The sequence below is a fragment of the Terrabacter lapilli genome, assembly GCF_039531305.1.
GTDB lineage: Bacteria > Actinomycetota > Actinomycetes > Actinomycetales > Dermatophilaceae > Terrabacter > Terrabacter lapilli.
On the sequence record NZ_BAAAPU010000007.1, the window covers coordinates 199897 to 213190 of the forward strand.

13 protein-coding genes are annotated in these 13294 nt (G+C 72.9%); 3 read left to right on the forward strand and 10 right to left on the reverse strand.

Annotation, left to right across the window (positions count from 1 at the left end):
* Positions 1 to 22 precede the first annotated feature (22 nt).
* The 4 genes from ABD241_RS08850 to ABD241_RS08865 form a co-directional block, all read right to left on the reverse strand.
* Positions 23 to 772, reverse strand: coding sequence for a lytic transglycosylase domain-containing protein (locus ABD241_RS08850; protein WP_344060745.1), 750 nt, complete (start codon positions 770 to 772; stop codon positions 23 to 25).
* Positions 773 to 989: 217 nt separating this feature from the next.
* Positions 990 to 2627 (reverse strand): 5-oxoprolinase subunit B/C family protein, encoded by a 1638-nt coding sequence (locus ABD241_RS08855; RefSeq protein ID WP_344060747.1) that lies wholly within the window; start codon positions 2625 to 2627, stop codon positions 990 to 992.
* A 45-nt stretch (positions 2628 to 2672) separates the two neighbouring features.
* Positions 2673 to 3431, reverse strand: a complete 759-nt coding sequence (locus tag ABD241_RS08860; protein ID WP_344060750.1) for a LamB/YcsF family protein — start codon at positions 3429 to 3431, stop codon at positions 2673 to 2675.
* Positions 3432 to 3473: 42 nt separating this feature from the next.
* Positions 3474 to 4835, reverse strand: a complete 1362-nt coding sequence (locus ABD241_RS08865) for a 6-phospho-beta-glucosidase (protein ID WP_344060752.1) — start codon at positions 4833 to 4835, stop codon at positions 3474 to 3476.
* A 120-nt stretch (positions 4836 to 4955) separates the two neighbouring features.
* Between ABD241_RS08865 and ABD241_RS08870 the strand changes: the two genes are divergently transcribed.
* On the forward strand, positions 4956 to 6077 hold the full coding sequence (locus tag ABD241_RS08870) for a carbohydrate kinase family protein (RefSeq protein WP_344060754.1): 1122 nt from the start codon (positions 4956 to 4958) through the stop codon (positions 6075 to 6077).
* A 172-nt stretch (positions 6078 to 6249) separates the two neighbouring features.
* Here the strand turns inward: ABD241_RS08870 and ABD241_RS08875 are convergent, their stop codons facing one another.
* Complete coding sequence (locus ABD241_RS08875; RefSeq protein ID WP_344060757.1) at positions 6250 to 6711, reverse strand: VOC family protein; 462 nt, start codon at positions 6709 to 6711, stop codon at positions 6250 to 6252.
* A 46-nt stretch (positions 6712 to 6757) separates the two neighbouring features.
* Here ABD241_RS08875 and ABD241_RS08880 point away from each other — a divergent pair, with 46 nt between their 5' ends.
* Positions 6758 to 7090, forward strand: a complete 333-nt coding sequence (locus ABD241_RS08880; protein ID WP_344060760.1) for a cupin domain-containing protein — start codon at positions 6758 to 6760, stop codon at positions 7088 to 7090.
* Positions 7091 to 7137: 47 nt separating this feature from the next.
* Here ABD241_RS08880 and ABD241_RS08885 read toward each other — a convergent pair whose 3' ends face one another.
* From ABD241_RS08885 to ABD241_RS08900, 4 genes are all read right to left on the reverse strand, one after another.
* Positions 7138 to 7989, reverse strand: a complete 852-nt coding sequence (locus tag ABD241_RS08885) for a carbohydrate ABC transporter permease (RefSeq protein WP_344060763.1) — start codon at positions 7987 to 7989, stop codon at positions 7138 to 7140.
* A complete protein-coding gene (locus tag ABD241_RS08890) occupies positions 7990 to 8715 on the reverse strand; it encodes a carbohydrate ABC transporter permease (protein WP_344060768.1) in 726 nt (241 codons plus the stop codon).
* A gap of 272 nt (positions 8716 to 8987) precedes the next feature.
* Entirely contained in the window at positions 8988 to 10301 is a 1314-nt protein-coding gene (locus ABD241_RS08895; RefSeq protein WP_344060771.1) for an ABC transporter substrate-binding protein, read from the reverse strand.
* A 175-nt stretch (positions 10302 to 10476) separates the two neighbouring features.
* Positions 10477 to 10953, reverse strand: coding sequence for a hypothetical protein (locus tag ABD241_RS08900; RefSeq protein WP_344060774.1), 477 nt, complete (start codon positions 10951 to 10953; stop codon positions 10477 to 10479).
* A 184-nt stretch (positions 10954 to 11137) separates the two neighbouring features.
* On the opposite strand from ABD241_RS08900, the gene ABD241_RS08905 reads away from it, so the two are divergent.
* Positions 11138 to 12055 (forward strand): SDR family oxidoreductase, encoded by a 918-nt coding sequence (locus ABD241_RS08905; protein ID WP_344060777.1) that lies wholly within the window; start codon positions 11138 to 11140, stop codon positions 12053 to 12055.
* A 137-nt stretch (positions 12056 to 12192) separates the two neighbouring features.
* On the opposite strand, the gene ABD241_RS08910 is transcribed toward ABD241_RS08905, so the two are convergent.
* Positions 12193 to 13239, reverse strand: a complete 1047-nt coding sequence (locus ABD241_RS08910) for a LacI family DNA-binding transcriptional regulator (protein WP_344060780.1) — start codon at positions 13237 to 13239, stop codon at positions 12193 to 12195.
* Positions 13240 to 13294 lie beyond the last annotated feature (55 nt).

Here is a 13294-nt window from a genome sequence, read left to right on the forward strand (position 1 = left end):
GCGTCAGGGGCCGGCGACCGCGTCAGGGGCCGGCGACCTGGCCGGAGTCGACGGCCTGGACGATGCCGAGCACGGCCGCGAGGTACTGGCTGGAGTGGTTGTAGGAGAGCACCGCCGCCTGCAGGTCCGCGGGCCGGGACAGGTCCCGCCCGCCGGCGCAGAGGTAGCCGGCGGCCGCGAGCGCCGCGTCCTCGATGTTCTGCGGGTCCCTGACCCCGTCGCCGTTGCCGTCGGCGCCCCACAGCCGCCACGTCGCCGGGATGAACTGCATCGGGCCGACGGCGTGGTCCCAGACCGGGTCGCCGTCCCACTGCCCGTGGTCGGTGTCGGGGATGGCGGCGAAGGTCCCGCCGGACAGCACGGGGCCGACCACCGGCGGGACGGCGTCGTGCGCCGCGCTCAGCGTGCGCCCGCGCAGCGACGACGACTCGACCTCCCCGATCGCGGCGAGCAGCATCACCGGCAGGTGGCAGCTGCCCTCCTCGGCGGCGGCGGAGGTGTAGGCCGCCCAGATCAGCTGGTCCTTCGACAGCGCGGTGCCGGTGCCGGACTTGCCCGAGGGAGCAGGCGCGGCGGTCGGCACCCGGAGGTCGGCCCTGGGGTGCCACGGCGTCGGGTTGCTGCTCGACCCGCCACCCGGTTCCAGGGCCGTGACGGGGACCGGACCGGACGCCTCGATGCTCAGGGCCGCTGCGACCCGGATCTCGTCGAACACCGGGGCCACGACGTCGCCCGCCACCGCACCGAACCCCGGGCCGGGCGATGGTGGCACCGGAGCTCCACCGCCTGCGGCTGCGGACGCGGTCACTGAGAGAACGCAGGCCATCGCGGCGGCCATGGCCGCGGCGACAACGTGTTGCATCCGACCTGTCATGCCCCTACCTCGAAACGGCTCGGCCTGCGCCGAGCCGGGCCCCCCGGCCCTGCCTCCAGTGAAGCGCCGAAGCCGTCACCGCGGGACGGAAACGCGCAGCTGCGGCCCGACGCGCCTAGACCTGGACCCAGCGCAGCCGGACCCGGTCGCCGGGGCGCAGCTGCGCCGCCCGGGCCACGGCCTGCGCGGTGAGCACGGCAACGACGGGGTAGCCCCCGGTGACGGGGTGGTCGGCGAGGAAGACGACCGGCTCGCCGCCGGGTGGCACCTGCACCGCCCCGGGGACGAGACCCTCGCTCGGGAGCTCGCTGGCCGCATACGCCTCGGAGCGCTGGACGGGCTTGCCCTCCAAGCGGATCCCGACACGGTTGCTGCGCTGGGCGACGGTGCGTATGCCGTGGGTCAGGCCCTCGAGGTCGCACCAGTCCGCGCGTGGCCCGGGCGTCATCGAGAGGACGACGTCGTCGTCCGTGGCGGCGTGCGGCGCGAGCTCCACCGACGGGAACGCGTCCGGCGGGGGCCCGACCGCCAGCACGTCGCCTGCCTTCAGCGGCGCCGGGCCGACGCCCGACAGCGTGTCCGCAGAGCGGGAGCCGAGGACCGGTTCGACGTCGATCCCACCGCGCACCGCGAGATACGTGCGCAGGCCGGCGACCGGCGTACCGAGCGCGAGCATGCGGCCGTCAGCCAGCGTGAAGGGGGCGGCGTGGCCCACGGGGGTGCCGTCCACCGTGGCCGGGCACGGTGCGCCGGTGAGCGCGACGAGCAGGTCGCCCTGTGCACGGACGACGAGCCCACCGAGGGTCGCCTCGACCGAGGCGGGCGCGCGGGGGTCGTCCGCGTCCGGGTCGTCGACGGCGTGCCCCACGAGGCGGAGCCCGAGGAGGTATGCCGCCCGGTCGGCTGCGCCGGAGCGCCCGACGCCGACGTCGCCGAGCCCACTGCGGCCGAGGTCCTCGACGAGGGCGAGGGGGCCGGGGTCCACCACGTGGAGCGCGCGAGCAGGTGGTCGGGTCGTTGCCCGGCGGCTCTGTGCCCCAGACGGTTTCAGGGCAGCGACCTCTTCCGTGGCGGCGGCCCGGCCGGGCGGCGGTGCCCACTCGGCCCGGTCGGCGTCGACGAAACGCACCGTCGTGCCGGGCGCGAGCAGGGCGGGCGGGTCGCGTTCGACGTCCCAGAGGACGACCTCGGTCGTGCCCACGAGCTGCCAGCCGCCGGGCGACTCCTGCGGGTAGACCCCGCTGAACTCGCCGGCCAGGCCGACGGCGCCGGTCGGCACCCTCGGGCGCGGTTCGGCGCGGCGGGGCACGTGCAGGCGCCGATCCCCGCCGACGAGGTAGGCGAAGCCCGGCGCGAACCCGCCGAAACCGACCCGCCAGGGCGTCGCCGTGTGGGCGCGGATGACGGTCGCAGGGGTCAGCCCGGTGTGGCGGGCGACGTCCTCGAGGTCGGGCCCGTCGTAGCGCACCGGCAGCTCGACGGCGTGGACCGACCCCGGAGTCTCGAGCGCCGCGCGGTCCAGCGTGCGGGCCAGCTCGGCCACCGCCTCGGCGACCGCGTCGCGGTGCTGCGGGGCGGCCACCCGGAGCAGCACGGTCCGGGCCGCGGCCACCACCTCGGTCACCGCCGCCCACGGGTGGTGACGCGCGGCCACCCGGCCGCCCACCGCGAGTCGCAGCGCCACCGCGTGCGAGGTGCCCTCGACCTCGACGAGGACGGCCGTCCTCCCCATCGGCAGCAGCCTGGCGTCCATGCTCTCGGGCTCTCGTCGGTTTCAGCAGGTCAGCGGGCCGGCAGGTCAGCGCGTGAAGGAGCGGATGGTGACGCCGGCCGCCTCGAGGGCGGCACGCACCCCGCGCGCCAGCACCTGGGCGCTGGGGGTGTCGCCGTGGATGCACACCGAGGCGGCCCCGACCGCGACCTCGTGCCCGTCGACGGAGGTGACCTTCCCCTCGGTGACGATCCGGACCACGCGAGCGGCCACCGAGTCGGCGTCGTGGATCACCGCACCGGGCTCGCTGCGCGGGACGAGTCGGCCCTCCCGGGTGTAGGCCCGGTCGGCGAACGCCTCTGCCACGACAGGCAGCCCGGCCGCCTCCGCCGCCTCGAGCAAGAGGCTGCCGGGCAGCCCCAGCACCGGGAGCTGGTCGTCGTACGCGAGGACGGCCTCGACGACGGCCTTGGCCTGCGCCTCGTGGTGCACGACCGCGTTGTAGAGCGCCCCGTGCGGCTTGACGTAGGCGACTCGCGTCCCGGCCGCTCGCGCGACTCCGGCGAGCGCCCCCAGCTGGTAGACGACCTCGGCGGCGAGCACGTCGGCGGGCACGTCGATGAAGCGCCGCCCGAAGCCCGCGAGGTCGTTGTAGCTGACCTGCGCGCCGACCGACACGCCGCGGCTCGCGGCATACCGGCACGTCGTCAGCAGCGTGAGCGGGTCGCCGGCGTGGAAGCCGCACGCGACGTTGGCGCTGGTGACGACGTCGAGGATCGCCTCGTCGTCACCGAGCGTCCACTGCCCGAACGACTCGCCGACGTCGGCGTTGAGGTCGATCTCCACGAGTCGATTGTCCCGCACCGCGGCGTCAACCGCGCCGACCGCTCAGCGCAGGCCGGAGTAGAAGGCCGGGAGCCGGGTTCGGTAGGCGTCCAGCAGCTCGCGTGCCACGGTGACGGAGTCGACGAGGGGGTGCAGCGCGAACGCCTCGACGGCCAGCGACCCGGACCGCTCGACGGCGGCCCGGATGACGAGCTCGTCGACGGCCTTGACCTGTTGGGCCAGGCCCAACGCGTGACCCGCCAGCCCGGTGACCGGCAGCGGCACCGGACCTGAGGCGTCGACGCGGCACGGCACCTCGACGACCGCGTCCGCCGGGAGGCCGGAGACGGCGGTTCCGTTGCGCACGTTGAGGATCAGGCGCGCGGGCTCGTCGCGCGCGATCGCTGCCATGAGCGCGAGCGCGACTCCTTCGTAGCCGCCGCCCTCGACGTCGGCCTCGGCCCGCTCGTGGGACTCGCCGTCGTCGGCCTCGCGGGTCTCCTGCATGTAGGTCGCGTTGCGCTCGCGCCGCACGGCGTCCCACCGCTGCCAGGCGTCGTCGCGCGAGCCGGCCACGGCCGAGTAGAAGTCGGCCTGCTGGGCGACGAGGTACTCGCCGCGCGTCCGGGGAGCGCTCATGATCTGCGCGATCGCGTCGCGCGTGTAGTAGTAGTAGTAGAGGTACTCGTTCGGCAGCGACCCCAGCGTCCGGAGCCACTCGGTGCCGAAGAGCTGCCCCTCCTCGATCGCGCCGAGGGCCGCCTCGTCGGCCAGCAGGGCGGGCAGCACGTCGCGCCCGTCGACGCGCAGGCCGGTGAGCCAGCCGAGGTGGTTGAGCCCGGCGTAGTCGATCTCGAGGTCGGCGAGGTCGTGCCCGAGCGCCCCGGCCGCGCGCTTGGCCAGGCCGAGCGGCGAGTCGCAGATGCCGACGACCCGATCGCCGAGCACCGTCTGCATCGCCTGCGTGACCATGCCCGCGGGGTTGGTGAAGTTGATGACCCACGCGTCGGGCGACAGACGGCGTATGCGTTCGGCCACGTCGAGCGCGACCGGGACCGTGCGCAGGCCGTAGCCGACACCCCCGGGCCCCGTCGTCTCCTGCCCGAGCAGGCCGAGGTCGAGCGCGATCCGCTCGTCGGCGGTGCGCCCCTCGAGGCCGCCGACGCGCATCGCCGAGAAGACGAAGTCGGCCCCGGCGAGTGCCGTGTCGAGGTCGGTGGTGGCGGTGACCGTGGGCGGCTCGACCTCGGGCGCCGACTGCGACTCGGCCTGCGCGGCGAGGACGCGCTGCATGACCTCGAGCCGAGTCGGGTCGGTGTCGTGGAGCACCACCTCAGTGACCCGACGGTCGGCGGTGTCGCGCAGCAGCGCACCGTGCACGAGTGGCACGCGGAACCCGCCGCCGCCGAGGATCACCAGCTTCATCGCGTCACCACCCTCGGACCGTACCAAGGCGGGACGCGCGGCCCGCTCGACTGGGGCGGGAGGCTCACTCCAGGTGGGGAAGTCGGTGAGTCGCGCACGCGCATGCGCGATCATGGAGGCGTGCCGCTCAACCAGTCCTTCGACCCGCTTGTCTCCCGGCGCGGCGCCGACGAGCCGCCGCTCGACGTGTTCGTCTGGGGCACCGTCTTCCTCGACATGATCTTCGCCGGGCTGCCGAGCGCCCCCAAGCCGGGCACGGAGGTGTGGGCCGAGGGTCTCGCGTCGTGCCCCGGCGGCATCGCGAACCTTGCCGTGGCCACCCGTCGCCTCGGGCTGCGCACCGGCCTGGCCGCGGCCTTCAGCGACGACGACTACGGCGACTTCTGCTGGCGCACCCTCGAGGAGCAGGAGGGCATCGACCTCGGCTCGAGCCGCCGCTTCGCCGACTGGCACAGCCCCGTGACGGTCTCGATGTCGGTCGACCGCGACCGCAGCATGGTCTCCCACGGCCACCCGTCGCCGGTCCCGGCGAGCGAGCTGATCGGCACGCCGCCGCGGTCGCGTGCCGTCATGGTCGACCTCGCCGAGGACGAGGTCTTCGGCTCGAGCGGCCGCACCTGGGTCGACGTGGCGCGCGGCAACGGCGCCCTCGTCTTCGCCGACGTCGGCTGGGACCCCGACGAGCGGTGGTCGCCGCACGTGCTCGACCGGCTCGACCGCTGCGACGTCTTCATGCCCAACGCCGTCGAGGCCATGGCCTACACGGGCACGGGGTCACCGGCCGAGGCGGTCTACGCCCTCGCCGACCGGGTGCCGGTCGCCATCGTCACCAACGGGTCCGAGGGTGCCCTCGGCATCGACGCCCGCACGGGCGAGGAGGCGAGCGTCCCGTCCCTGTGCGTGCAGGCGGTCGACCCGACCGGGGCCGGCGACGTCTTCGGCGCGGCCCTGCTCGTCGGCACGCTCGCCGAGTGGCCGCTCCAGCAGCGGATGGCTTTCGCGAGCCTCTGCGCGGGGCTCTCGATCCAGCAGTACGGCGGGTCGCTCGCGGCTCCCGGCTGGGGCGACCTCGCCGACTGGTGGAACGCGCTCGTCGCCGACACGAGCGCCGACGCCTACCACCGGTCGCTGCGCCGCCGCTTCGCCTTCCTCGACGACATCGTGCCGCGCGTGCCCGTCATGGCCTGCCGCCGCGCGACCGCCACGATCGCCCGCCGCGCCGACGTCCACGACCTCGATTGACCGCGCCCCTCCTGGCGCCGGCTCCCACACATCGCGGCGGCCCTGCGTCAGTGACCCACTTTCCGGGTCACTGACGTAGCCCCGAGCCCGCACACCCCGCCAGCCACCCCTACGTCACTGACCCCCTTTCCGGGTCACTGACGCAGCCAGTGCGGCGCGGCGCTGGCGGTGCTCAGTCGAGGCAGAACTCGTTGCCCTCGACGTCCTGCATGACCAGGCACGACTCGTTGAAGCCGTCGGCCGTCAGGAGGCGTACGCGTGTGGCTCCGAGCGCCTCGAGCCGGGCACCTTCGGCCTCGAGCACGTCGAGGCGCTCCTGGCCCACGAGCCCACGACCGACGCGCACGTCGAGGTGCACCCGGTTCTTGACGACCTTGCCCTCGGGGACGCGCTGGAAGAACAAGCGGGGACCGGTGCCGGTGGGGTCCTCGCACGCGAACGCCGAGCCCTGGCGTTCCGGCGGCAGGGACCGGTCGAAGTCGCCCCACGAGTCGAAACCGGGCGGTGGCGGCGGCACGACGTAGCCGAGCACCTCGCACCAGAAGCGCGCCACCCGCTCGGGGTCGGCGCAGTCGAACGTGACCTGCACCTTCTTGACCTGACCGACCTGCCCGACCTGCCCCGTTGCCGTCATGGCGCTCACCCTAGGCGCCGCACCGCGATGAGTGCCATGGTGAACCATGGAGAAGTCGTCGCTGACCGCCCTCGCCCGTGAGCTGCTCGAGCACGCCACCCGGACCTCGAACGGGCGTGCGGCCGACACCGTCTACGGCGGCCACGAGCACGTGCTGCGCCAGACCGTCATGGCCCTGGCGGCCGGCCAGTCGCTGACGGAGCACGAGAACACCGGCGAGGCCACGGTCCACGTGCTCCGCGGACGTGTGCGGCTCGTGTCCGGGGACCTCTCGTGGGAGGGCGTCGCGGGCGACCTGCTGATCGTGCCGCAGGCGCGACACTCGCTCGAGGCGGTCGAGGACTGCGCGGTGCTGCTCACCGTCGCCAAGCGCGACTGAGGCCGGCCGCGAGAGCGCGCGACACGGCATACGCCCTCGGTGCCGCCCTAGTCGCCGGCGATGCCGGTGCGCTCGACCCCCTCGACGATCCAGCGTTGGAGGAAGAGGAACATCAGCAGCAGTGGCACGATCGCCACGAGCGCGGCCATGAAGAGCTGGCTCACCTGCACCGACTGGGCGGTGAGGAAGGTGGAGAGCGCGATCTGCACCGTCCACGACTCCTGGTCGCGGCCGATGACGAGCGGCCACAGGAAGGCGTTCCACGACCCGATGAAGGTGATGGTGCCGATGGCCGCGACGAAGCCCAAGGAGTTCGGGACGACGATCTTCCAGAAGGTGCCCCAGTAGCCGAGGCCGTCGATGAAGGCGGCCTCCTCGATCTCCTTGGGGAAGCCGAGGAAGAACTGCCGGAAGAGGAACGTCGCGAGCGCCTGGAACAGGCCCGGGATGATGAGGCCGCGCAGCGTCGAGATCCAGCCGAGCGTCGAGACCAGCACGAAGCTCGGCACGAACGTCACGGCCGCCGGGATGAGCAGCGTCGCGGTGATGACGTAGAAGACGGCGTTGGACCAGCGGTAGGGGATGCGCGCGAGGCCGTAGCCGGCGAGCCCCGAGATGACGAGCACGCCGACGGTCTGCGTCACCGCGATGAGGCCGGAGTTGAGCAGGCTGCGCGCCATCGGGATCGCCGGGTTGTCGAAGAGGCCAGTGAGGTTCGAGGTCTCCCACTGCGGCGGCAGCCAGTGGAAGTCGGGCGAGCCGAGGTCCTGCTCGCGCATGAACGCGCTGCGCAGCAGCAGGTAGAAGGGGATGAGGAAGAGCACCGCCCCGACCACGAGGGCGCTGTAGCGGGCCCACCCCACGACGCGGGACTGCCGCTTGCTCCGGACGATCGCCATCTAGTCGCCCCTCTCGCCGAGCCGGAGGACGCGGCCCTGCACCACCGCGATGACCGCGATGATGAGGGTCAGGATGACGGCGCCGGCCGAGCCGTGGCCGAAGTCCTGGCCCGAGCCGAGCGCCGTGTAGTAGAGGTAGACGAGTGGGGGCCGCGCGTAGGGCGGGTAGGTGCCGAAGCTCGCGAGGATGTTGTAGAACTCGTCGAACGCCTGGAACGCGTTGATGAGCAGGAGCAGCAGCACCGCGGTCGAGGTGGCACGCAGCTGCGGCAGGGTGATGTGGCGGAAGACCTTCCAGCCCTCGGCGCCGTCGATCGCGGCCGCCTCGTAGAGCGTCGGGCTGATCCGCTGGATGCCGGCGAGGAACAGGATCATGTAGAAGCCGACCTGCAGCCACAGGCGGGCGGTGACGATGACGAGCCAGTACCACGGCGGGTCGGCGAGGCTCAGCCACGGGATGGAGTCGACGCCGAACCAGCCGAGCACCGCGTTGGCCAGGCCCGAGCGGATGCCGCTGAAGATCGACATCTTCCAGATCAGCGCCGCGACGACGTAGGAGCAGGCCGTCGGCAGGAAGAAGACCGACCGGAAGAACGCCTGCATGAACCGGGTGCGGGCCACGAGCAGGGCCGCGGCGAGCGAGAGCACGAACGTCGTCGGCACGATGAAGACGGCGAAGGCCAGGAAGGTCAGCAGGCTGCTGCGGAACGCCGGGTCGCCCAGCATGTCGAGGTAGTTGCCCAGGCCGACGAACGTCGTGGGCGTGACCGTGTTGTAGGAGTCGAAGAACGACAGGTAGATCGACCAGGCGATCGGGATGTAGACGAAGACGACCAGGCCGATGACGAAGGGGCCGACGAAGACCCAGAACCACAGGTTGCGGTCCTGCCGCCCGCGCAGGCGGCGACCGAGCGACGGCTTCGGTGGTCCGGGAGCTGGCGTCCCGGGTGCCTGAGGTGCCGTCGCCCGGTCGTATGCCGCCGGGCCGGCCTGCGCTGTCAGGCCTGGACCCGCTTCAGCTCGGGCTCGGCGACCGCCTTGACCTTGGCGATCTCGGCGGCGGGGTCGGCGCCCTCCTTGACGATGCGGTTCATCGCGTCACCGAACGCCGTGGAGCACTTCGGCGTCCACAGGATCGGGCTCTGCGCGTGGCCGACGTCGGTGGCGAGCTTGGCGGCCTCGGCCGCCTGGCCGCTCTTGAGGGTGTTCGCCTGGCTGATGAGGCTCGTGCGCGCCGGGATGTGGAAGCCGTAGGAGGTCGCGAAGTCGAGCTGGTCCTGGGTCTGGTCGATCCACAGCCACTTGACGAACTTCTTGGCCGCCTCGACGTCCTTGCTCTTGGCGCTGACGCACGAGCCGTAGGCGCCGACGGGCACCGACGCCTTGCCGCTGCCGTCGAGGGCCGGCCACGGCATGACGCCGAAGTCGTCGCCGAGGCCCTTCTTGATGTCGGGGAAGGTCCACAGGCCGGTGAACTGCATCGCCGTCAGGCCCGAGACGAGCGCGGACGGGTCGAACCAGTCCTTCGGCGCACCGAGCAGGAGCACCTTGGCGTCCCACATCTCACGCAGCTTGCCGAGGGCGGTGGCGGCGCGCGGGTCGTCGAAGCCGAACTGGTTGTCCTTGGTCAGGTAATCGAGCCCGGCCGACCACAGCATCGGGCCGCCCATCAGGTCGGCGCCGCCGGCGTTGCCGAGGAAGAGGCCCTTGACGTTGCCCTGGGTCAGCTTCTTCGCGGCGGCGATGAGCTCGTCGATGGTCTGCGGCGGGGTGATGCCGGCCTTGTCGAGCATCGACGTGCGGTAGACGAGCAGCTGCATGTCGATGACCTGCGGGATGGCATACGTCTTGCCCTGGTAGGTCATCCGCTCGAGCAGGCTCTGGTTGAAGTCGGACTTCGCGTCGCCGAGCAGGTCGGTGAGGTCGACGACCTGGCCGCCCTTGATCATGTCGATCGTCGGGCCGTTGCCGTACTCGAAGACGTCGGGGCCGGCGCTCGTCAGCAGCGAGGCGGCCGTGGACTGGTCGTAGTCGCCGGGCTTCCAGCTGACCTTGACGGTGGCGTCCTTGTAGGCGGCGGCGTACTTCTCCACGGCCTGCTGGGTGCCGGCCTCGCCGTACTGGTGGTACCACTGGTTGAGCGTCGTGCCGCTGCCGCCGCCGCTCGCGCCGCCGGAAGAGGCGGCCTCGCGCCCGGTGTTGCTGCCGCAGGCCGCCAGGGCGCCCGTCACCGCAGCGGCACCGCCGAGCGCGAAGAGCGACCGCCGGCTCAGGTTGGCCCGGAGGGCCTGACCGATGTGCTTGTCAGACATGAGGTTTCCCCTGCGTCCTTCCTGCCCGGGCGTGCGGGCACGTCTCTGACGGGCGCTCGGCCAGGCTGCTCGACCTCGCCCACCCGGCGATCGTATGCCCGACCCGTACCCGTATGCCGGATGGGCCACTCGGCGACCTTGTGCGGTCGGCCCGGGGTCGGATCGGCAAGGACGCTCAGATGGCGGTGGAGGAGTCGAGCGGGTTGTCCTCGGCCTCCTCGGCAGACGTCTGGAGGAGCTGTCCCACGAGCAGCAGGGTCTGCTCGTCCTCGACCGTCATCCGCCGGCCGAAGGGACCGCGGGCGCGGGCGACCGACTCACCGACGCGCAGGATGCTGGCGCGGACGTCGTCGCGGGTGTCGGGGGCCATCCGCTCGAGCAGGCGCGTCACGGCCAGCAGGCCCGAGACGACCGGCCGCCCGTCCAGCTCGAACTCGTCGAAGAGCCAGCGGCGCTCGGCGGCAGCCGTACCGAGCAGCTCGCGGCCAGGGCCCGTGCTGCGCAGCGCGGCGTCGGTCACCGCGTCCCAGAAGGCGCTGCGCTCGTCGGCGTCGAAGCGGACCCGTCCCGCGATGGCGCTGAGGACCCACACGGGCCCGAGCCGGAGCGTGGCCCACTCCGGGTCGGTCCACTGCTCTTGCCACTTCGACACGGACACAGCGCCACCTCCCGCACCTCCGAGCGAGTCCAGCGTACGACCGCCCGGCAAGCGCCGGTCAGCGCACGATGACCGCCTCGGGCATCCCGGAGCGCCGTTGCGCGTTGTCAGGGACGATCGACAGCAGCCCCCGCCCACGCGTGCTCGCTCGGGCGGCACCCTCAGAGAGGCACCGCGCATGGACCAGCTCCCCGACCTCACCGGCAGATACGTCGTCGTCACCGGCAGCAACAGCGGCACCGGCAAGGAGGCAGCCCGACGCCTGGCGGCGGCCGGCGCCGACGTCGTCATGGCGGTGCGCTCCACCGAGAAGGGAGACGCCGCCCGGGCGGAGATCCTCGCGGGCACCCCCGACGCGTCGGTGACGGTCCGCCGCCTCGACCTCGCCGACCTCGCGTCGGTGCGGTCCTTCGCTGGCGAGCTGCTCGCGGAGGGGCGCCCGATCGACGTGCTCGTCAACAACGCCGGCGTCATGGCGCCGCCCAAACGGTTCGAGACCGTCGACGGGTTCGAGCTGCAGCTCGGCACGAACTTCCTGGGCCCGTTCGCCCTGACCAACCTCCTGCTGCCGCTCGTGCTCGCCGGCGACCGGCCCCGGGTGGCGACGATGACGAGTGGCGCCGCGTCGTTCGGCACGATCGACTTCGCCGACCTCCAGTGGCGGACGCGTCGGTGGAGCCCGTGGCGCTCCTACGCCCAGTCCAAGCTCGCCGACAGCCTCTTCGGCCTGCAGCTGGCGCGGGTGGCGACCGAGCGCGAGTGGCCGCTGATCAGCACGCTCGCCCACCCCGGCTACACGCGGACCAACCTGCAGGTCGCCGGCGCGAGCCTCGGCCGTGAGGGCGCCAAGCCGCCGCTCTACACCCGCATCTCGGTGCTGCCCGTCCAGGAGGTGGAGCAGGGCACCGAGCCGCTGCTGCGCGCGATCGCGGACCCGACCGCCACCCAGGGCGCCTTCTACGGCCCCGGCGGCCGGTTCGGGATGGCCGGCCCGGCGACCCTCGTGACCCAGCCGCGCTCGGCCCGCAAGCCAGAGCTCGCCGCGTCCCTGTGGGCCGTCGCCGAGAGCCTCACCGGCACCTCGCTCCCCGACTGACGCGCCCGCTGCGGCTGTTCGTAAGCGCTGCGGGCTCCTTGTCGGCGGTCTGGCAGCGACAAGGAGTCGCAGCACGCACGAACGGACGCAGCGCTGCCGGCGCGTCAGCTGGCTCAGACGATCGGCATCCGTCGGGGTCAGCCGCCGACGACGGAGGTCTGGTCCCAGTCGCAGCCGCACGAGCCGCGCACGACCATGCGGGTGGGCAGCACCTGCGGGTGCACGTCGAACTTGCGGCCGGCGATGCGCTCGTGGAGGCGGATCGCGGCCCAGCGCCCGAGCTCGCGCATCGGCTGCTGCACGGTCGTAAGGCCGGGGGCGAGGTAGCGGGAGGTCATGATGTCGTCGAAGCCGACCACGGCGACGTCGTCGGGGACGCGGCGCCCCTCGCGGCCGAGCAGCACCATGGTGGCGAGCGCCAGCTCGTCGTTGGCGCACACCAAGCCGTCGACCGACGTCCCGGCCGCCTCCGCCGCGCGCAGGCCCTCCAGCACCCGGAGCCCCGACGTCTCCTCGTACTCGACGCGGATCGGCGGCGCCACCTCGGCACCGCGCTGCCGGGCGAGGGCGTGCAGGAAGCCGCGGTAGCGCTCCGAGACGTCGTGGGAGATGTCGGGGTCGCCGACGAAGAGCAGCCGCCGGCGACCGTGCTCGAGCAGGTGCCGGGTCAGCTCGGCGGAGCTGATGAAGTTCTCGACCTGGACGGCGTCGCAGCCAGGGACCGCGTTGCGGGCCACGAGCACGGTCGGGGTGCTCTTGACGACCTGGCGCACCATCGCGTCGCTGACCGTGTCGTTGGCGATGACGATGCCGTCGACCCGGCCGAGGATCTTGCGCACCGAGGCCTCGGCGTCCTTGTGGGCGTCGCAGACGACCACGACGACCGAGCGCCCGTCCCGCGCAGCCGTCGACTCGAAGCCCGAGAGCAGCTCGGAGTAGTACGGCCCCCGCAGCCCCGGCAGCACGAGCCCGTGCGTCTCATGGGACGGCACGTCGACCGGCCGGCCGGCCCGCAGCGGGACGTACTCGAGGTCCTCGACCGCCCGCAGCACCCTGTGTCGGGTCATCGCCGACGCCGGGGTCGACCCGCTCAGAACCCGGGACACCGTGGCGATGGACACGCCGGCGCGCTCGGCCACGGTGTAGATCGTGACCGGCCGCGCGTCGTTGTGCTCCGTGGACACCCAGGCTCCCTCTTCCGGGACAACTGTGCCCGGGGTCGCCGCGCTTCACAACTCC

Excerpts from the sequence above, each read along its gene's own strand:
- ABD241_RS08855 (WP_344060747.1), bottom strand. The coding sequence starts at position 2,627 with ATGGACGCCAGGCTGCTGCCGATGGGGAGGACGGCCGTCCTCGTCGAG.
- ABD241_RS08865 (WP_344060752.1), bottom strand. The coding sequence starts at position 4,835 with ATGAAGCTGGTGATCCTCGGCGGCGGCGGGTTCCGCGTGCCACTCGTG.
- ABD241_RS08875 (WP_344060757.1), bottom strand. The coding sequence starts at position 6,711 with ATGACGGCAACGGGGCAGGTCGGGCAGGTCGGTCAGGTCAAGAAGGTG.
- ABD241_RS08880 (WP_344060760.1), top strand. The coding sequence starts at position 6,758 with ATGGAGAAGTCGTCGCTGACCGCCCTCGCCCGTGAGCTGCTCGAGCAC.
- ABD241_RS08885 (WP_344060763.1), bottom strand. The coding sequence starts at position 7,989 with ATGGCGATCGTCCGGAGCAAGCGGCAGTCCCGCGTCGTGGGGTGGGCC.
- ABD241_RS08890 (WP_344060768.1), bottom strand. The coding sequence starts at position 8,715 with ATGCTGGGCGACCCGGCGTTCCGCAGCAGCCTGCTGACCTTCCTGGCC.
- ABD241_RS08895 (WP_344060771.1), bottom strand. The coding sequence starts at position 10,301 with ATGTCTGACAAGCACATCGGTCAGGCCCTCCGGGCCAACCTGAGCCGG.
- ABD241_RS08905 (WP_344060777.1), top strand. The coding sequence starts at position 11,138 with ATGGACCAGCTCCCCGACCTCACCGGCAGATACGTCGTCGTCACCGGC.